Consider the following 12,129-nt stretch of genomic DNA (forward strand, 5'->3'; position numbering starts at 1 on the left):
GCCGGCTATCGTCGCGGCGCCGCTTCGTCGTCGTCGGGCTCCGCGCCCGGCTCGCACGTGACGAGCCGATAGCCGAAGCCGTACATCGTCATCATCTTCACGCCGTGCCGCCCGTCGAGTTCGAGCCGATCGCGCAGATACGCGACGTGCGTGTCGAGCCGCCGGCTGGACGCCGCGACGAGCGAGCCCCACACCAGCTGGCTCACATGCGCACGGTCGAGCGCGCGGCCCATGTTCAGGAAGAACGCGGTCGCGATCTGGAAATGCTTCTCGGTCAGCACGTGCTCGCGGCCGGCCACGGTTACGCTGCGCGTGGCCGTATCGAATTCGAACGCGCCGATCCGCCAGTGGCGATGATGGGTCGCACGGTGATGCGACCAGCGCAGCCATGTCGCGATGCTCGCGATCAGCGTGTCCGGCGGCACGGCGTACGGGTGATGCTCGTTCGCCCCGGCGATGAAACACGCGGAGCGTGCGAGTTCCGCGTCGCGCTGGCTGATCGACACGATCGCGACGGTGCCGGCGAACCGCGCGCGCAGCGCCTGGATCGCGTCCGTCGTGCGCCGGCAGGCCGTTTCGCATTGCACGACGAACAGATCGAACGCGCGCGTGTCGCAGGCTGCGAGCAGGTCGGGCAGATACTCGAAGCGCGACGGCCGGTAGCCGGCGCGGCGCAGGATGTCGTCGATGCGCAGGCGGTCGTAGCCGTATCCGGCGCGACGCAGCCGGTCGTCGAACGTGCCGCGGCTCGGATGGTCGATCGTCAGGATCGCGATGGCGGTGGATGGGGCGTCGGTCACGATGCGGGCGGGCGAAGCCGGTGCGGCGCGAGTGCGGCGTGCGTACGCGGTCGGACGAAAAGAGGCGGGATCATGGCCGGACAGGTTCCGGGCAGCTAGCGGCGTGACGCCGTCCAAAAAAAGTCCCGCCGGGAGGGCGGGAAAAGTATCGACTATGGAGCCTGTACTCCAGGAGGCAACGGAGAACAAGCAAGCCGATTCTGGTCGGTTCGGACTCTGAAGAAAATCAGCCCAGTCTGAAACTGCAGGCGGTGCAATCGATGTCGCCGCGGTTTGGGACTGGGCTGACATCCGGCATAACCGGATTCGGACCACGGGCCGTGTCGATTTGTCGACAATGACGGTCCCCGGGGCCGGGTGCGGCAATCGTTTCGTGCCGTGCGCCGGCCCGCTTTCCCGCTTGCCATCGAACATGAAACCGTCTTTCCGAATCGCCGCGCTGGCCGCGTGGCTCGCGCTGAGCCTTGCCGGCACCGCGTTCGTCGTCTCGCGCGCCGTGTCCGACGCGTACGGCCGCTTCTTCCAGGACTCGAGCATCACGATCCGCCTGCTTGCGCAGAAGGCCGCGCAGCACGAGGCGATCCTCGCGACGCTCGGCGCGTCGTCGCTCGCGGCGCCGCCCGCGCACATGCTCGACAACCTGCGCGAACGGATGCCGCAGCTCGACGGGCTCGCATACTGGCGACCCGGTAGCGGCTGGCAGACCGATGGCGGGCCGGCCCCCGACACGCTGCCGCGGCAACGGCCCGGCAAGCCGTTCACGCTCGCGTTCGACGGTCCGGCCGCGTACTGGCTCGTCGCCGGAACCGGCTGGGCCGTGCGCGTCGATCCTCGGCAGATGCTGCAGCCAGGCGATTGGTCGACGGCGATTTCGTCGGCGGCGCTCGAATTGCGCGACCGGCGCGTCGAGCTGCTGCGGGGCGTGAATGGTGGCGCGACGCCGTTATGGACGGTGCATCTCGAGAAACACCTGCCCGCGCAGCCGCAGGCGTTCGTGCTGCGCACCACGCGCACGCTGACGGCCGCCGACCTGCCGTGGCTGCCGATCGCGCTGTGGAACGCGGTGGCGGCGCTGCTCGCGGCAGGCGCGCTCGGCGCGTGGCGGCTGCGCGAGGCGCGTCGGCGCGAGGATGCGCGGGCGCGCCTCGATCGCTTCGGCCGGCTCGACACCTTCGGCGAAATGGCGGCCGGCCTCGCGCACGAGCTGAACCAGCCGCTGACCGCGATCGTCAGCCACACGCGGGCGGCCGAACGCCTGCTCGACCAACCGGCCGAGCGCGACAGCGTGCGCCGCGCGCTGCAGACGAGCGTCGCGCAGGCGAAGCGCGCGGCGGCGATCCTGGAACGCATGCGCGACGCGGTGACCACCGCGCATGGCGGCGAGCGTCGCGCGCTCGATCCCGACGCGATCATGAATACGCTGCTGTTCCTGTACCGCGACGAGTGCGCGCGCGAGCACATCGCGCTCGGCTGGCACAACGCGGCGGCGCGCGAGCGGCCGTTCGCGGAGCCGATCGCGGTCGAGCAGATCCTGCACAACCTGATCCAGAACGCGCGCGACGCGCTGGCCGGCGCGGGAGTCGGCACGGTCGCATCGCGCGGCGAGATCCGCATCAGCGGCGCGCGCGTCGGCCGGCATTACCGTTTCAGCGTGACCGACAACGGCCCCGGCGTGCCGGAAGACGCGCTGCCGCGCCTGTTCGAACCGTTTTTCACGACGCGGGCGCGCGGCCTCGGCCTCGGGCTGCCGCTGTGCGACACGCTCGCGCAGCGCCAGGACGGCACGCTGACGGTGCGCAATCTGCCGTCGGGCGGCGTCGAAGCCGCGTTGCTGCTGCCGTTGGCCGGGGAGGTCGCATGAACGATTCGCTTCGACACGCCGCCACGCGTGACGCGCCCGTCGTCGCGATCGTCGACGACGACGAAGCCGTACGTGACGGTCTCGCGTTGCTGCTGCGCACGGTCGGCGTGAGGACTCGCTGTTATCCGGACGCATCGGCCTTCCTCGCCGACGCCGACGACGCGGCGCTCGGCTGCGTGCTGCTCGACATCCGGATGCCGGGCATGAGCGGCCTCGATGCACTCGACGAACTGCGCGCGCGGCGCGACCTGCCGGTGATCGTGCTGACGGGCCACGGCAACGTCGACGCGTGCCGGCGCGCATTCAAGCGCGGCGCGCTCGATTTCCTGCGCAAGCCGGTCGACGACGACGAGCTGATCGACACGGTGCAGCAGGCGCTGCGCCGGCAGGCCGCGCAGCGCGGCCAGGACGACGTCGACCAGACTCGCGCGGCCCGCCTCGCGACGCTGAGCGCGCGAGAACGCGAGGTGCTGGAAGGGATCGTGCGCGGCGGCAGCAACAAGGAGATCGCCCGCGAACTCGGGCTGTCGCCGCGCACCGTCGAGACCTATCGCGCAAACGTGTTCGACAAGCTGCGGGCCGCGTCGCTGGTCGAGCTCGTGCGCGATTACGCGGTGCTCGCGGGCGGCTCGCCTCCGTAGCGCTACGGAGGCGCAACCCGTAGCCGAACGGGTTCAACGATCGCGGCGCGATTCCTACGATGACGGCTTCTCCGACAAGTCATTCATCGTCAAGGATTCGATTCATCATGATCAAGCGCTTTGCCCTGCCGTCCACGCTCGCCCTGCTGTTCTCGGGCGCGGCTTTCGCCGAACCCGTCGCCGCACCGGAGACGAAGAGGACCGCCGACGCGGGCGACGCCGGCTACTACGCGACGGGCCGCGTCATCGGCGCGTTCGACAACGCGGTGAACATGGAGCTGACGAGCCCGCGCGTCGCGAGCCGCGTCGGCGGCCCGGAGACGGGCTCGAACGTCACCGGCTCGCTCGGCCTCGGCTACCAGTTCGGCAACGGCTGGCGCGCGGAAGGCGAATACGTGTTCAAGCGCACCAACAACTTCACCAGCTACTGGGCGCCGTTCGACGCGAACGCGAACGAATTCCACGTGTCGGCGCAACGCCTGATGCTGAACGGCTACAAGGACTTCGATCTCGGCCGCGGCTTCTCCGTGTACGGCACGCTGGGCATCGGCGTCGCGATCGTGTCGGCCGACGGCTGGCAGACCAACGACACGCGCCGCTTCGCGTCGAAGACGCAGACGAACCTCGCGTACTCGGCCGGTGCGGGCGTCAGCTACGCGATCAACAAGCGCTTCTCGATCGATCTCGGGTATCGCTATGTCGACATGGGCAACATCGAGACCGGCTTCAACACGTTCGCGAACCGCATCAACGCGCGCGACGAACAGTTGAAGTCGAAGCTGTCGTCGAACGAAGTGTTCATCGGTCTGCGTGGCCGGTTCTGATGGAAGACGCGGCCGCGGAGACGCATCGCATGACGAACGTGATCGATACGGGGCGACGCAGGCTCGTGCTGGCGACGACCGCGCTGGCCGCCGTGCCCGCATGGGCTGACGGCGCGCGTGCGCCGCGCGTCGCGCCCGGTGTGCGGCGCGGCGCATCGCCCGACCTGACGGTGCGCATCGTCGACCTGCTGCACGGCGTCGCGGCCGAAGGGATGCGCGTCGAGCTGTCGCGTGTCGACGGCGCGCAGGACGTGCCGCTGGTCGATGCCACCGTCGATGCGCGCGGCGGCACCGGCACGCCGTTGCTGGCCGGCGACGCGTATCGCGCGGACACGTACACGCTGATGCTGCATGTCGGCGAGTACTTCCGTGCGCGTGGCGTGCAGTCGCCGTTCCTGACGGTCGTGCCGGTCCGCTTCCGGATCGCGCGCGACGACGAGCGGCTGCATGTCGCGGTGCAATTCGGCCGCTGGAACTACACGTATTACCGCGGCACGTGATGCGGCCGCACCTGCGCAAAGGGAGGACGACATGACGGGCATCAGCACGCATTTGCTGGACGTCGCCACCGGCCGGCCGATCACCGGCGTGCGGATCGAGCTATTCGACCTGGGCGAGCAGCCGCCGGCGCTCGTCGCGCGTGCGGTCAGCAACGCGGAAGGGCGCAACGACGCGCCGATGCTGGACGGCGAGCTCGCGCGCCGCGGCGAGTTCGAACTGCGGCTGCATCTCGGCGCGTATTTCAAGGTGGCGGATGCGCTGACCGACATCGTGCCCGTGCGTTTCACCGTGACCGATCCGGCGCGACACCATCACGTGCCGGTGGCGTGTTCGCCGTGGTACGTGTCGGTGTATCGGGGCAGTTGAGCGTTCGACGGACGGTGCGAGGCGGCGATGCGCGGTACGCGCGGGGCGTGCGCCGTCCGTTCGGGCGCCCGGGTGCGACGGTAGGACCAGGCTGACCGCCGTATCGGACCGAAGGTGACGCAGTCCGATTTACCGGACCCGGGCCGACGGCGATACTCGGAGCCATTCGTTCAACTACGGGAGCACGGATTGCCGCGGCGGATGTCGCGCAATGCGTCGTCGACATCATGAGCATGCAGGACATCACCGGGCATTACGCGATTCCGCTCGCGCATCCGTTCTCGGATGTGCCGCCGCCGTACGGCCGGCGACGCCGGCCGTTCGTGGCGAGCCGACGCGCGCGGCAACACGTGTTCGATATCTACGGCCCGCCCCGCGTGCCGGCCCCCGCGACGGACGGCGGCACCGTCGCCAAGGCCGCGCGGCCCGCCAAGGCCGTTCGCGCAGCCGACTTCGGTTCCGACAACCGCGCGTGGGTGCGCCCGCATCCGCTGCGCCGCCGCTGGCGGTTGACGCTGATGGCGTGCGCGTTGTTCGGCGCGACGTGCATCCTCGCGACGCATCTGGTCGACGAGCGCCAGCACGCGGCCGAGCACGACGCGGCTTACTCGGCGGCGATCGCGGCCGCGCCGACCGCGGCCGTCGCGGCGACGGAAGTCGCGCGGGCGACCGGCCGGCCGGCGGAAGTCGCGATCGTGCGGGCGGATCGCGCGGCGCCGACGGATGCGCAGATGAAGGCTGCCGCGACGGTGGTAGCGGAAACCGCGTCCGCGGAAGCGCGTGCGTTGCACGTCGCAGGGAGCGGGTCGAAGCGTGAGCCGGTGGCGGTGGCGATGGCTGTCGCGTCGAACGCCGTCGTCGCGGAAGCCGCGCCGGCGCGTGCCGATCGTGCATCGTCGGCGCGCAAGCCGGTTGCGGCGCCAGCGGCGCGGCCGGCGGCGAAGTCTATTGCGGCGTCGCGCGGCAAGGCGGCGCGTCAGGTGGGCGCGAACGCGCCTGCCGCGCAACACGCGGCGACCGTGGCACGCGGTGCGACGCCGCATTCGCAGCAGGCGGCCCGCGCGGCCGATACGCCGCCGGCCACGCCGGTATCGAGTTCGGCCCAGGCCGTCGGCATGACGGCCACCGAGTTCACGCAATGGCTTGCCGCGACGCGCGATACGTCGCGGTCCGCCGCGGGCGGCACCGATCTGTCGGTCGAACTGCCGAGCCACACGCGGTTGATCGGGCACTGACCGGCGAGCGTCGCGCGGCGTATATCGACGGACAGACCGTCCCGGCGACGCCCTGTATCGGCGTCGCTTTTCCGATTTCCATATTTCGACTATTATCGAAATATGGAAACGAATGAAACCATTGCCGCCCTCGCGGCGCTCGCGCATGAATCCCGGCTCGCGGTCTTTCGCGCGCTCGTGCAGGCCGGGCCACAAGGCATGCCGGCCGGCCAGATCGCCACGCTGCTCGACGTGCCGCCGTCGTCGCTGTCCTTTCATCTGAAAGAACTCGCGCACGCGCAGCTCGTGACGAGCCGCCAGGACGGCCGCTTCGTGTTCTATTGCGCGAACTTCGACACGATGAACGGGCTGCTCGGCTATCTCACGGAGAATTGTTGCGGCGGCAATCCATGCTCGCCGGTGTCCGGCTGCTCGCCTTCCGGGAAGATCGATCGTCCCCGTCAATCCTGACGCGCGTTCGCGCGCCTTCGCTCATGACCACGAACGTCCTGATCCTCTGTACCCACAACTCGGCGCGCAGCGTGCTGGCCGAGGGCATGCTCAATCACTGGGCCGCGAAGCTCGGCAAGGATGTGCGGGCCTATAGCGCCGGCAGCGCGCCGAGCGGCCGGCTGAATCCGTTCGCGCTGGAAGCGCTGACGCATGCCGGCGTCGACGTCGGCGGCTATCGCAGCAAAAGCCGGGACGAATTCGTCGGCGACGGTGCGCCGGAAATGCGCGTCGTCATCACGGTGTGCGACAGCGCGGCGTCGGAGACGTGCCCGTACTGGCCCGGCAGCCCGGTCAACGTGCATTGGGGCTACGCCGATCCGTCGAACGCGACGGGCGGCGACGAAGGCAAGCGTCTCGCCTTCGAACTGACACGGCAAGCGATCGGTTACCGGATGCTGCAGTTGCTGGCGCTGCCGCTCGACCGCATGAGCGACGATGCACTCCGGGCCGCGCTGATCGAGATTGCGCAACACTGATCGCACGCTGCGATGCGCCGAGACGCGCAGCCGCCCACGACTACAAGACCGACGCTCGTCCGATGAATACGTCCAACATCACGCCGCCCGGTACGGCGGTCGCGAAACCCGCCATCAACTTCTTCGAACGCTATCTGTCCGTCTGGGTCGCGTTATGCATCGTCGCGGGCATTGCCCTCGGCCAGGCGCTGCCCGGCCTGTTTCAGGCGATCGGCCGGATGGCGTATGCGCAGGTCAATCTGCCGGTCGGGCTGCTGATCTGGGTGATGATCATCCCGATGCTGGTCAAGGTGGACTTCGGCGCGCTGCACGAGGTGCGCCGGCATGTGAAAGGCATCGGCGTCACGCTCGTCGTGAACTGGCTCGTCAAGCCGTTCTCGATGGCGTTTCTCGGCTGGCTCTTCATCCGCCACCTGTTTGCACCGCTGCTGCCGGCGGAGCAGCTCGACAGTTATGTCGCCGGGCTGATCCTGCTGGCGGCCGCGCCGTGCACGGCGATGGTATTCGTGTGGAGCCGGCTCACGGGCGGCGATCCGCTGTTCACGCTGTCGCAGGTCGCGCTGAACGACAGCATCATGGTGATCGCGTTCGCACCGCTGGTCGGCCTGCTGCTGGGGATGTCGGCCATCACGGTGCCGTGGGCGACGCTGGTCACGTCGGTGGTGCTCTACATCGTCATTCCGGTGATCCTCGCGCAGATTCTGCGCAAGCGGCTGCTCGCGAACGGCCAGGCCGCGTTCGATGCCGCGATGACCAGGATCGGCCCGTGGTCGATCGCCGCGCTGCTGGCCACGCTCGTGCTGCTGTTCGCGTTCCAGGGCGAAGCGATCCTGAGGCAGCCGCTGGTGATCGCGCTGCTCGCGGTGCCGATCCTGATCCAGGTGTTCTTCAATTCGGCGCTTGCGTACTGGTTCAATCGCGCGGTCGGCGAAAGGCACGACATCGCGTGTCCGTCGGCGCTGATCGGCGCATCCAATTTTTTCGAACTGGCGGTCGCGGCCGCGATCAGCCTGTTCGGCTTTCATTCCGGCGCAGCACTGGCCACCGTCGTCGGCGTGCTGATCGAGGTGCCGGTGATGTTGCTGGTCGTGCGCATCGTCAACCGGTCGAAGGGCTGGTACGAGTGCCGCGCCTGAAATCACGAGAGTATTTATCCATGGCTGACTACCTGAACGACCTGCCGCAACTCGATGCCGAACTGTTCCGTGTGCCGGACGCCGGGCAATTGCGACCTGCGGCGCCATCGACGCATCCGCCGCGGCTCTTGCTGCTGTACGGCTCGCTGCGCGAGCGTTCGTTCAGCCGTCTGCTGATCGAGGAAGCCGCGCGATTGCTCGCGGCGATGGACGCCGAAGTGCGCGTGTTCAATCCGAGCGGCCTGCCGCTGCCCGACGACGCGCCCGACAGTCATCCGAAAGTGGTCGAGCTGCGCGAGCTCGTGATGTGGTCGGAAGGGATGGTGTGGTGTTCGCCGGAACGGCACGGCGCGATGACCGGAATCATGAAAGCGCAGATCGACTGGATTCCGCTGTCGGTCGGTGCCGTCCGGCCGACGCAAGGCAAGACGCTCGCGGTGATGCAGGTGAGCGGCGGCTCGCAGTCGTTCAACGCGGTGAACCAGATGCGCGTGCTCGGGCGCTGGATGCGCATGCTGACGATCCCGAACCAGTCGTCGGTGGCCAAGGCGTTCATGGAATTCGACGAGGCGGGGCGGATGAAGCCGTCCGCGTATTTCGATCGCGTCGTGGACGTGATGGAAGAACTCGTGAAGTTCACGCTGCTCACGCGCGATGTCGGTCCCTATCTGGTCGACCGGTATAGCGAGCGCAAGGAAAGCGCGGAAGAACTGTCGAAACGCGTCAATCAAGCGCGTATCTAGCATCGCCATCGAATGAACGCGGGGGCGATCGGGCACGTTCCGGTGCGGCGCATCGGGCTTGTGCGAGCGTGTTGGGCGCAGGGATTGATGTCACCGCAAACCGGGGTGGAACCATGGCACTTCTTCGTCAAGCGACCGAATCCGATCTGACCTCGATCGAGGCGCTGCTTCGTGCCAGCGGTTTGCCGACCGCCGGCGTTGCCGTGCACCTGCCGCATTTTGTCGTTGCCGGTGGGGTATCCGGCATCGTGGGGTGTGGCGGCATCGAATTCCACGGACGCCATGCGCTCATTCGCTCGATCGCTGTCGTCGAACACGCGCGTCGCGCCGGGGTAGGGCGGCTGCTGATAACGCGCTTGCTCGCGCAATGCCGCGCGCATGCCGTCCAGTCGGTCGGACTGTTGACCACGACGGCGGAAGACTACTTCGTCAGGCAGGGTTTCGTCCGTATCGCCCGCGAAGCGGTGCCGGAGCCGTTGCTGGCGTCCAGCCAGTTTCAGGGTGTCTGTCCGGGATCGGCCGTCGCGATGCTGATGGTCTGCGACGACAAAATCAGACTCGACTGATTCCCTTCCCGGTTCACATTCCCGACAATCAAGTTTCTGCGGCCCGGCATACCCCCGTGTGCCGGATCATGGAGATATCTCCTCTTTGCGGCCGGTCTTCTCGACTGGCCGCTTTTTTATTCCCGTTCGTTACCGGAGAGCACGATCGCGATGCAGCTCGACCGCCTGATCCCTGAAATCCTGTTCGGCTTCACGGGCCTGATCGGCATCATCAACCCGTTCGGCATGGCGTTCGTGTTTCTCGAACGCACGCAATCGCTGACCGAAGCCGAGCGCGCGATCCTGTCGAAGCAGCTCGCGACGAACGTGTTCTTCACGCTGCTCGTGATCTTCTTCGTCGGCGCGCCGGTGCTGAACTTCTTCGGGATCTCGATGGAGGCGTTGCGGATCGGCGGCGGCTTCGCGGTGGCGGTGGCCGGCTGGTCGATGCTGAACGCGCCGGACGTCCCGGCCGGCGGTGACGTCGCCATGCGCGGCGACGATCTGCAGAAGCTGATGTCGCGCGCGTTCTTTCCGCTGACGGTGCCGCTGACGATCGGCCCCGGCTCGATCGCGGCCGGCATCGCGCTGCATGCCAATCGTGCGCATACGGCGAGCGATTACCTGGTGTCGGGTGTCGTGTCGGTGGCGGTCGCGGCGCTCGTTGCGTTCGCGATCTGGCAGATCTACAGCCGCGCGACGACGCTCGCGCGCTATCTCGGCAGCGAAGGGACGAAGGTCGCGATGCGCGTGTCCGCGTTCCTGCTGCTGTGCGTGGGCGTGCAGATCATGCTGACGGGCTTGGCCGCGTTCGTGCAGATGCTGGGCGGGCAGGCGGGGTGAGAAGCGGGCGCTTTCACGGTTTGTGTCGGCGCCCGATAAAAAAGCCGCTCCGTCAGGGAGCGGCCGGTTCGTTACATCAGCTTCGCTTGTACCCGCGCAATCCCCTGCAGCGCACACGCTTCGTCGAGATGCCCGCCCGGCGCACCGCCGACACCCACGGCGCCGATCACTTCGTCGCCGGCCTTGATCGGCACGCCGCCGCCGAGCACCAGGAAGCCGTCGATGGCCGTCATCTGCGCGGCGGCCGGGTTCTTCTGCAGGTTCGTGGCCAGCGTGGCGGTCGGCGTTTTCGTCGACAGCGCGGTATAGGCCTTGCGCTTCGACGCATCCACGGTATGCAGCCCCGCGTTGTCGCCGCGCAGCACCGCGCGTTCGATACCGCTGCGGTCGACCACCGTGACCGTCACGTCGTAGCCGCTGGCCGAGCATGCCTGGATCGTTTGCTGCGCGATGTCGGCGGCGAGATTCAATGGCAGGTTTTTCTCGTGAAGCACCTGGGCGGAAGCGGCGGTCGTCAGCGTGGCGGCGACGAGCGTCGCGAGGGTAGCGCGAATGATCATGTGAACTCCTCGATGAAATGACGGATGCGAGCGGGGCATTGGGCGGGCGGCTTCATGCGAACTTTCTTGAAAACCGACGGCGCTTGCGACCGATGCGCAGGCCGTTACGGCCCGGAGCGATCGGTCGCGGTCGTCCGCTCGATGAGTTCAGTGTCGGCCAGCGGGAAGGGAAGCTGAATAGGACAGGGCTTATTCTTGCCGCGGCTATCGAGCGTCGCGGCCTTTGGCGGACACGCGGCCGTGCGCATGGGTATCCGCCGCACCTTGCACGGGGAGCGCACCGCCGCAATGCGGGCAGCACGGCCCGTCGCCGTCGGCCGGCCGCGCGTTCGCCCTGTTGCGCTCCATCGCCGATGCAACGAGTTCCGCGCCCATGATCCCGGTCGGAAACGCGATGATCCCGTAGCCGAGCAGGATCGCGCACGACGTGATCAGCCGGCCGAGCGGCGTGACGGGCGTCAGGTCGCCGTAGCCGGTCGTGCTCATCGTCACCGCCGCCCAGTAGACGCCTACCGGAATGCTCGTGATCCCGTGCTCGGGCCCTTCGACCAGAAAGATCACGGTGCCGAGAATCACGACGAGCACGAACATCCCGCCGATGAACACGAAGATCTTGCGCCGCGCGCGCGTGAGCGCCCGGATCAGCATCTGCCCTTCCTCGAGATAGATCGACAGTCCGAGGATGCGGAACACGCGTAGCAGACGCAGCAGCCGCACGTCGATCAGCGCATGCAGGCCGGGGAAGAAGAACGCGAGATAGGTCGGCAGCACCGACACGAGATCGACGATGCCGAAGAAGCTGCGCGCATACGCGACCGGCTTCTTCGCGGTGCAGAGGCGCAGCAGGTACTCGGCGGAAAACAGCAGCGTGAACGCCCATTCGGCCGCGTAGAGCGCGTGGCCGTATTGCTGGTGCAGCGCCTGCACGCTGTCGGCCATCACGACGAGCACGCTCGCGACGATGAGCGCGAGCACCGCGATGTCGAGCTTGCGCAGGAACGAAGGGCGGCGCGCGACATGCGTGACGGCATCGCGCGCCGTGGCGAGGGAGGACTGGATCGGCGAAATCATGCGTCCGAGTGTACGAGCCGCGTATCGCCGGGCCT

The 12,129-nt window shown here is 68.0% G+C and carries 15 protein-coding genes; 12 read left to right on the forward strand and 3 right to left on the reverse strand.

The window, feature by feature from the left end:
• Positions 1-5 precede the first annotated feature (5 nt).
• The gene (locus KU887_RS26995) at positions 6-800 is read right to left on the reverse strand and encodes a winged helix-turn-helix domain-containing protein (protein ID WP_023478174.1); all 795 of its coding nucleotides are present in this window, start codon (positions 798-800) and stop codon (positions 6-8) included.
• Between the two features lie 412 nt (positions 801-1,212).
• Between KU887_RS26995 and KU887_RS27000 the strand changes: the two genes are divergently transcribed.
• The 12 genes from KU887_RS27000 to KU887_RS27055 all read left to right on the forward strand — a co-directional run bounded on the left by KU887_RS27000 (position 1,213) and on the right by KU887_RS27055 (position 10,463).
• Positions 1,213-2,661 carry a sensor histidine kinase gene (locus KU887_RS27000; RefSeq protein ID WP_258256113.1) on the forward strand — a complete coding sequence of 483 codons (1,449 nt, stop codon included), beginning with the start codon at positions 1,213-1,215 and terminating at the stop codon, positions 2,659-2,661.
• Complete coding sequence (locus KU887_RS27005) at positions 2,658-3,302, forward strand: response regulator transcription factor (RefSeq protein ID WP_258256115.1); 645 nt, start codon at positions 2,658-2,660, stop codon at positions 3,300-3,302. Before KU887_RS27000 ends, KU887_RS27005 begins: the two co-directional genes overlap by 4 nt.
• Positions 3,303-3,409: 107 nt before the next feature.
• Entirely contained in the window at positions 3,410-4,126 is a 717-nt protein-coding gene (locus KU887_RS27010) for an outer membrane protein (protein WP_258256118.1), read from the forward strand.
• 29 nt (positions 4,127-4,155) lie between these two features.
• Positions 4,156-4,626, forward strand: coding sequence for a hydroxyisourate hydrolase (locus KU887_RS27015; RefSeq protein WP_059721032.1), 471 nt, complete (start codon positions 4,156-4,158; stop codon positions 4,624-4,626).
• Between the two features lie 31 nt (positions 4,627-4,657).
• On the forward strand, positions 4,658-4,993 hold the full coding sequence (uraH, locus tag KU887_RS27020; protein ID WP_124633310.1) for a hydroxyisourate hydrolase: 336 nt from the start codon (positions 4,658-4,660) through the stop codon (positions 4,991-4,993).
• 233 nt (positions 4,994-5,226) lie between these two features.
• Complete coding sequence (locus tag KU887_RS27025; protein WP_258256121.1) at positions 5,227-6,228, forward strand: serine protease; 1,002 nt, start codon at positions 5,227-5,229, stop codon at positions 6,226-6,228.
• A 102-nt stretch (positions 6,229-6,330) separates the two neighbouring features.
• Positions 6,331-6,678 (forward strand): helix-turn-helix transcriptional regulator, encoded by a 348-nt coding sequence (locus KU887_RS27030; protein ID WP_077178152.1) that lies wholly within the window; start codon positions 6,331-6,333, stop codon positions 6,676-6,678.
• 23 nt (positions 6,679-6,701) lie between these two features.
• Positions 6,702-7,196 (forward strand): arsenate reductase ArsC, encoded by a 495-nt coding sequence (locus KU887_RS27035; RefSeq protein WP_058902587.1) that lies wholly within the window; start codon positions 6,702-6,704, stop codon positions 7,194-7,196.
• Positions 7,197-7,258: 62 nt separating this feature from the next.
• On the forward strand, positions 7,259-8,332 hold the full coding sequence (gene arsB / locus KU887_RS27040; RefSeq protein WP_258256127.1) for an ACR3 family arsenite efflux transporter: 1,074 nt from the start codon (positions 7,259-7,261) through the stop codon (positions 8,330-8,332).
• A gap of 20 nt (positions 8,333-8,352) precedes the next feature.
• Entirely contained in the window at positions 8,353-9,075 is a 723-nt protein-coding gene (gene arsH, locus KU887_RS27045) for an arsenical resistance protein ArsH (RefSeq protein WP_258256130.1), read from the forward strand.
• Between the two features lie 113 nt (positions 9,076-9,188).
• Positions 9,189-9,641, forward strand: coding sequence for an arsenic resistance N-acetyltransferase ArsN2 (gene arsN2 / locus KU887_RS27050; RefSeq protein WP_258256137.1), 453 nt, complete (start codon positions 9,189-9,191; stop codon positions 9,639-9,641).
• 150 nt (positions 9,642-9,791) lie between these two features.
• Complete coding sequence (locus KU887_RS27055) at positions 9,792-10,463, forward strand: MarC family protein (protein ID WP_258256140.1); 672 nt, start codon at positions 9,792-9,794, stop codon at positions 10,461-10,463.
• Between the two features lie 71 nt (positions 10,464-10,534).
• On the opposite strand, the gene KU887_RS27060 is transcribed toward KU887_RS27055, so the two are convergent.
• Both KU887_RS27060 and KU887_RS27065 read right to left on the reverse strand, forming a co-directional pair.
• Positions 10,535-11,023 (reverse strand): heme-binding protein, encoded by a 489-nt coding sequence (locus KU887_RS27060; protein ID WP_027806392.1) that lies wholly within the window; start codon positions 11,021-11,023, stop codon positions 10,535-10,537.
• A 204-nt stretch (positions 11,024-11,227) separates the two neighbouring features.
• Positions 11,228-12,094, reverse strand: coding sequence for an ion transporter (locus KU887_RS27065; protein ID WP_258256143.1), 867 nt, complete (start codon positions 12,092-12,094; stop codon positions 11,228-11,230).
• Positions 12,095-12,129: the final 35 nt, after the last annotated feature.

The sequence above is a fragment of the Burkholderia sp. EMB26 genome (assembly GCF_024730645.1).
Classification (GTDB): domain Bacteria; phylum Pseudomonadota; class Gammaproteobacteria; order Burkholderiales; family Burkholderiaceae; genus Burkholderia; species Burkholderia cenocepacia.

Coding starts and splice junctions, on each gene's coding strand:
- arsH (WP_258256130.1), top strand. CDS start 8,353: ATGGCTGACTACCTGAACGACCTGCCGCAACTCGATGCCGAACTGTTC.
- KU887_RS27025 (WP_258256121.1), top strand. CDS start 5,227: ATGCAGGACATCACCGGGCATTACGCGATTCCGCTCGCGCATCCGTTC.
- KU887_RS27005 (WP_258256115.1), top strand. CDS start 2,658: ATGAACGATTCGCTTCGACACGCCGCCACGCGTGACGCGCCCGTCGTC.
- arsB (WP_258256127.1), top strand. CDS start 7,259: ATGAATACGTCCAACATCACGCCGCCCGGTACGGCGGTCGCGAAACCC.
- KU887_RS27060 (WP_027806392.1), bottom strand. CDS start 11,023: ATGATCATTCGCGCTACCCTCGCGACGCTCGTCGCCGCCACGCTGACG.
- KU887_RS27065 (WP_258256143.1), bottom strand. CDS start 12,094: ATGATTTCGCCGATCCAGTCCTCCCTCGCCACGGCGCGCGATGCCGTC.
- KU887_RS27015 (WP_059721032.1), top strand. CDS start 4,156: ATGACGAACGTGATCGATACGGGGCGACGCAGGCTCGTGCTGGCGACG.
- KU887_RS27000 (WP_258256113.1), top strand. CDS start 1,213: ATGAAACCGTCTTTCCGAATCGCCGCGCTGGCCGCGTGGCTCGCGCTG.
- KU887_RS27055 (WP_258256140.1), top strand. CDS start 9,792: ATGCAGCTCGACCGCCTGATCCCTGAAATCCTGTTCGGCTTCACGGGC.
- KU887_RS27035 (WP_058902587.1), top strand. CDS start 6,702: ATGACCACGAACGTCCTGATCCTCTGTACCCACAACTCGGCGCGCAGC.
- KU887_RS27010 (WP_258256118.1), top strand. CDS start 3,410: ATGATCAAGCGCTTTGCCCTGCCGTCCACGCTCGCCCTGCTGTTCTCG.
- uraH (WP_124633310.1), top strand. CDS start 4,658: ATGACGGGCATCAGCACGCATTTGCTGGACGTCGCCACCGGCCGGCCG.
- arsN2 (WP_258256137.1), top strand. CDS start 9,189: ATGGCACTTCTTCGTCAAGCGACCGAATCCGATCTGACCTCGATCGAG.
- KU887_RS27030 (WP_077178152.1), top strand. CDS start 6,331: ATGGAAACGAATGAAACCATTGCCGCCCTCGCGGCGCTCGCGCATGAA.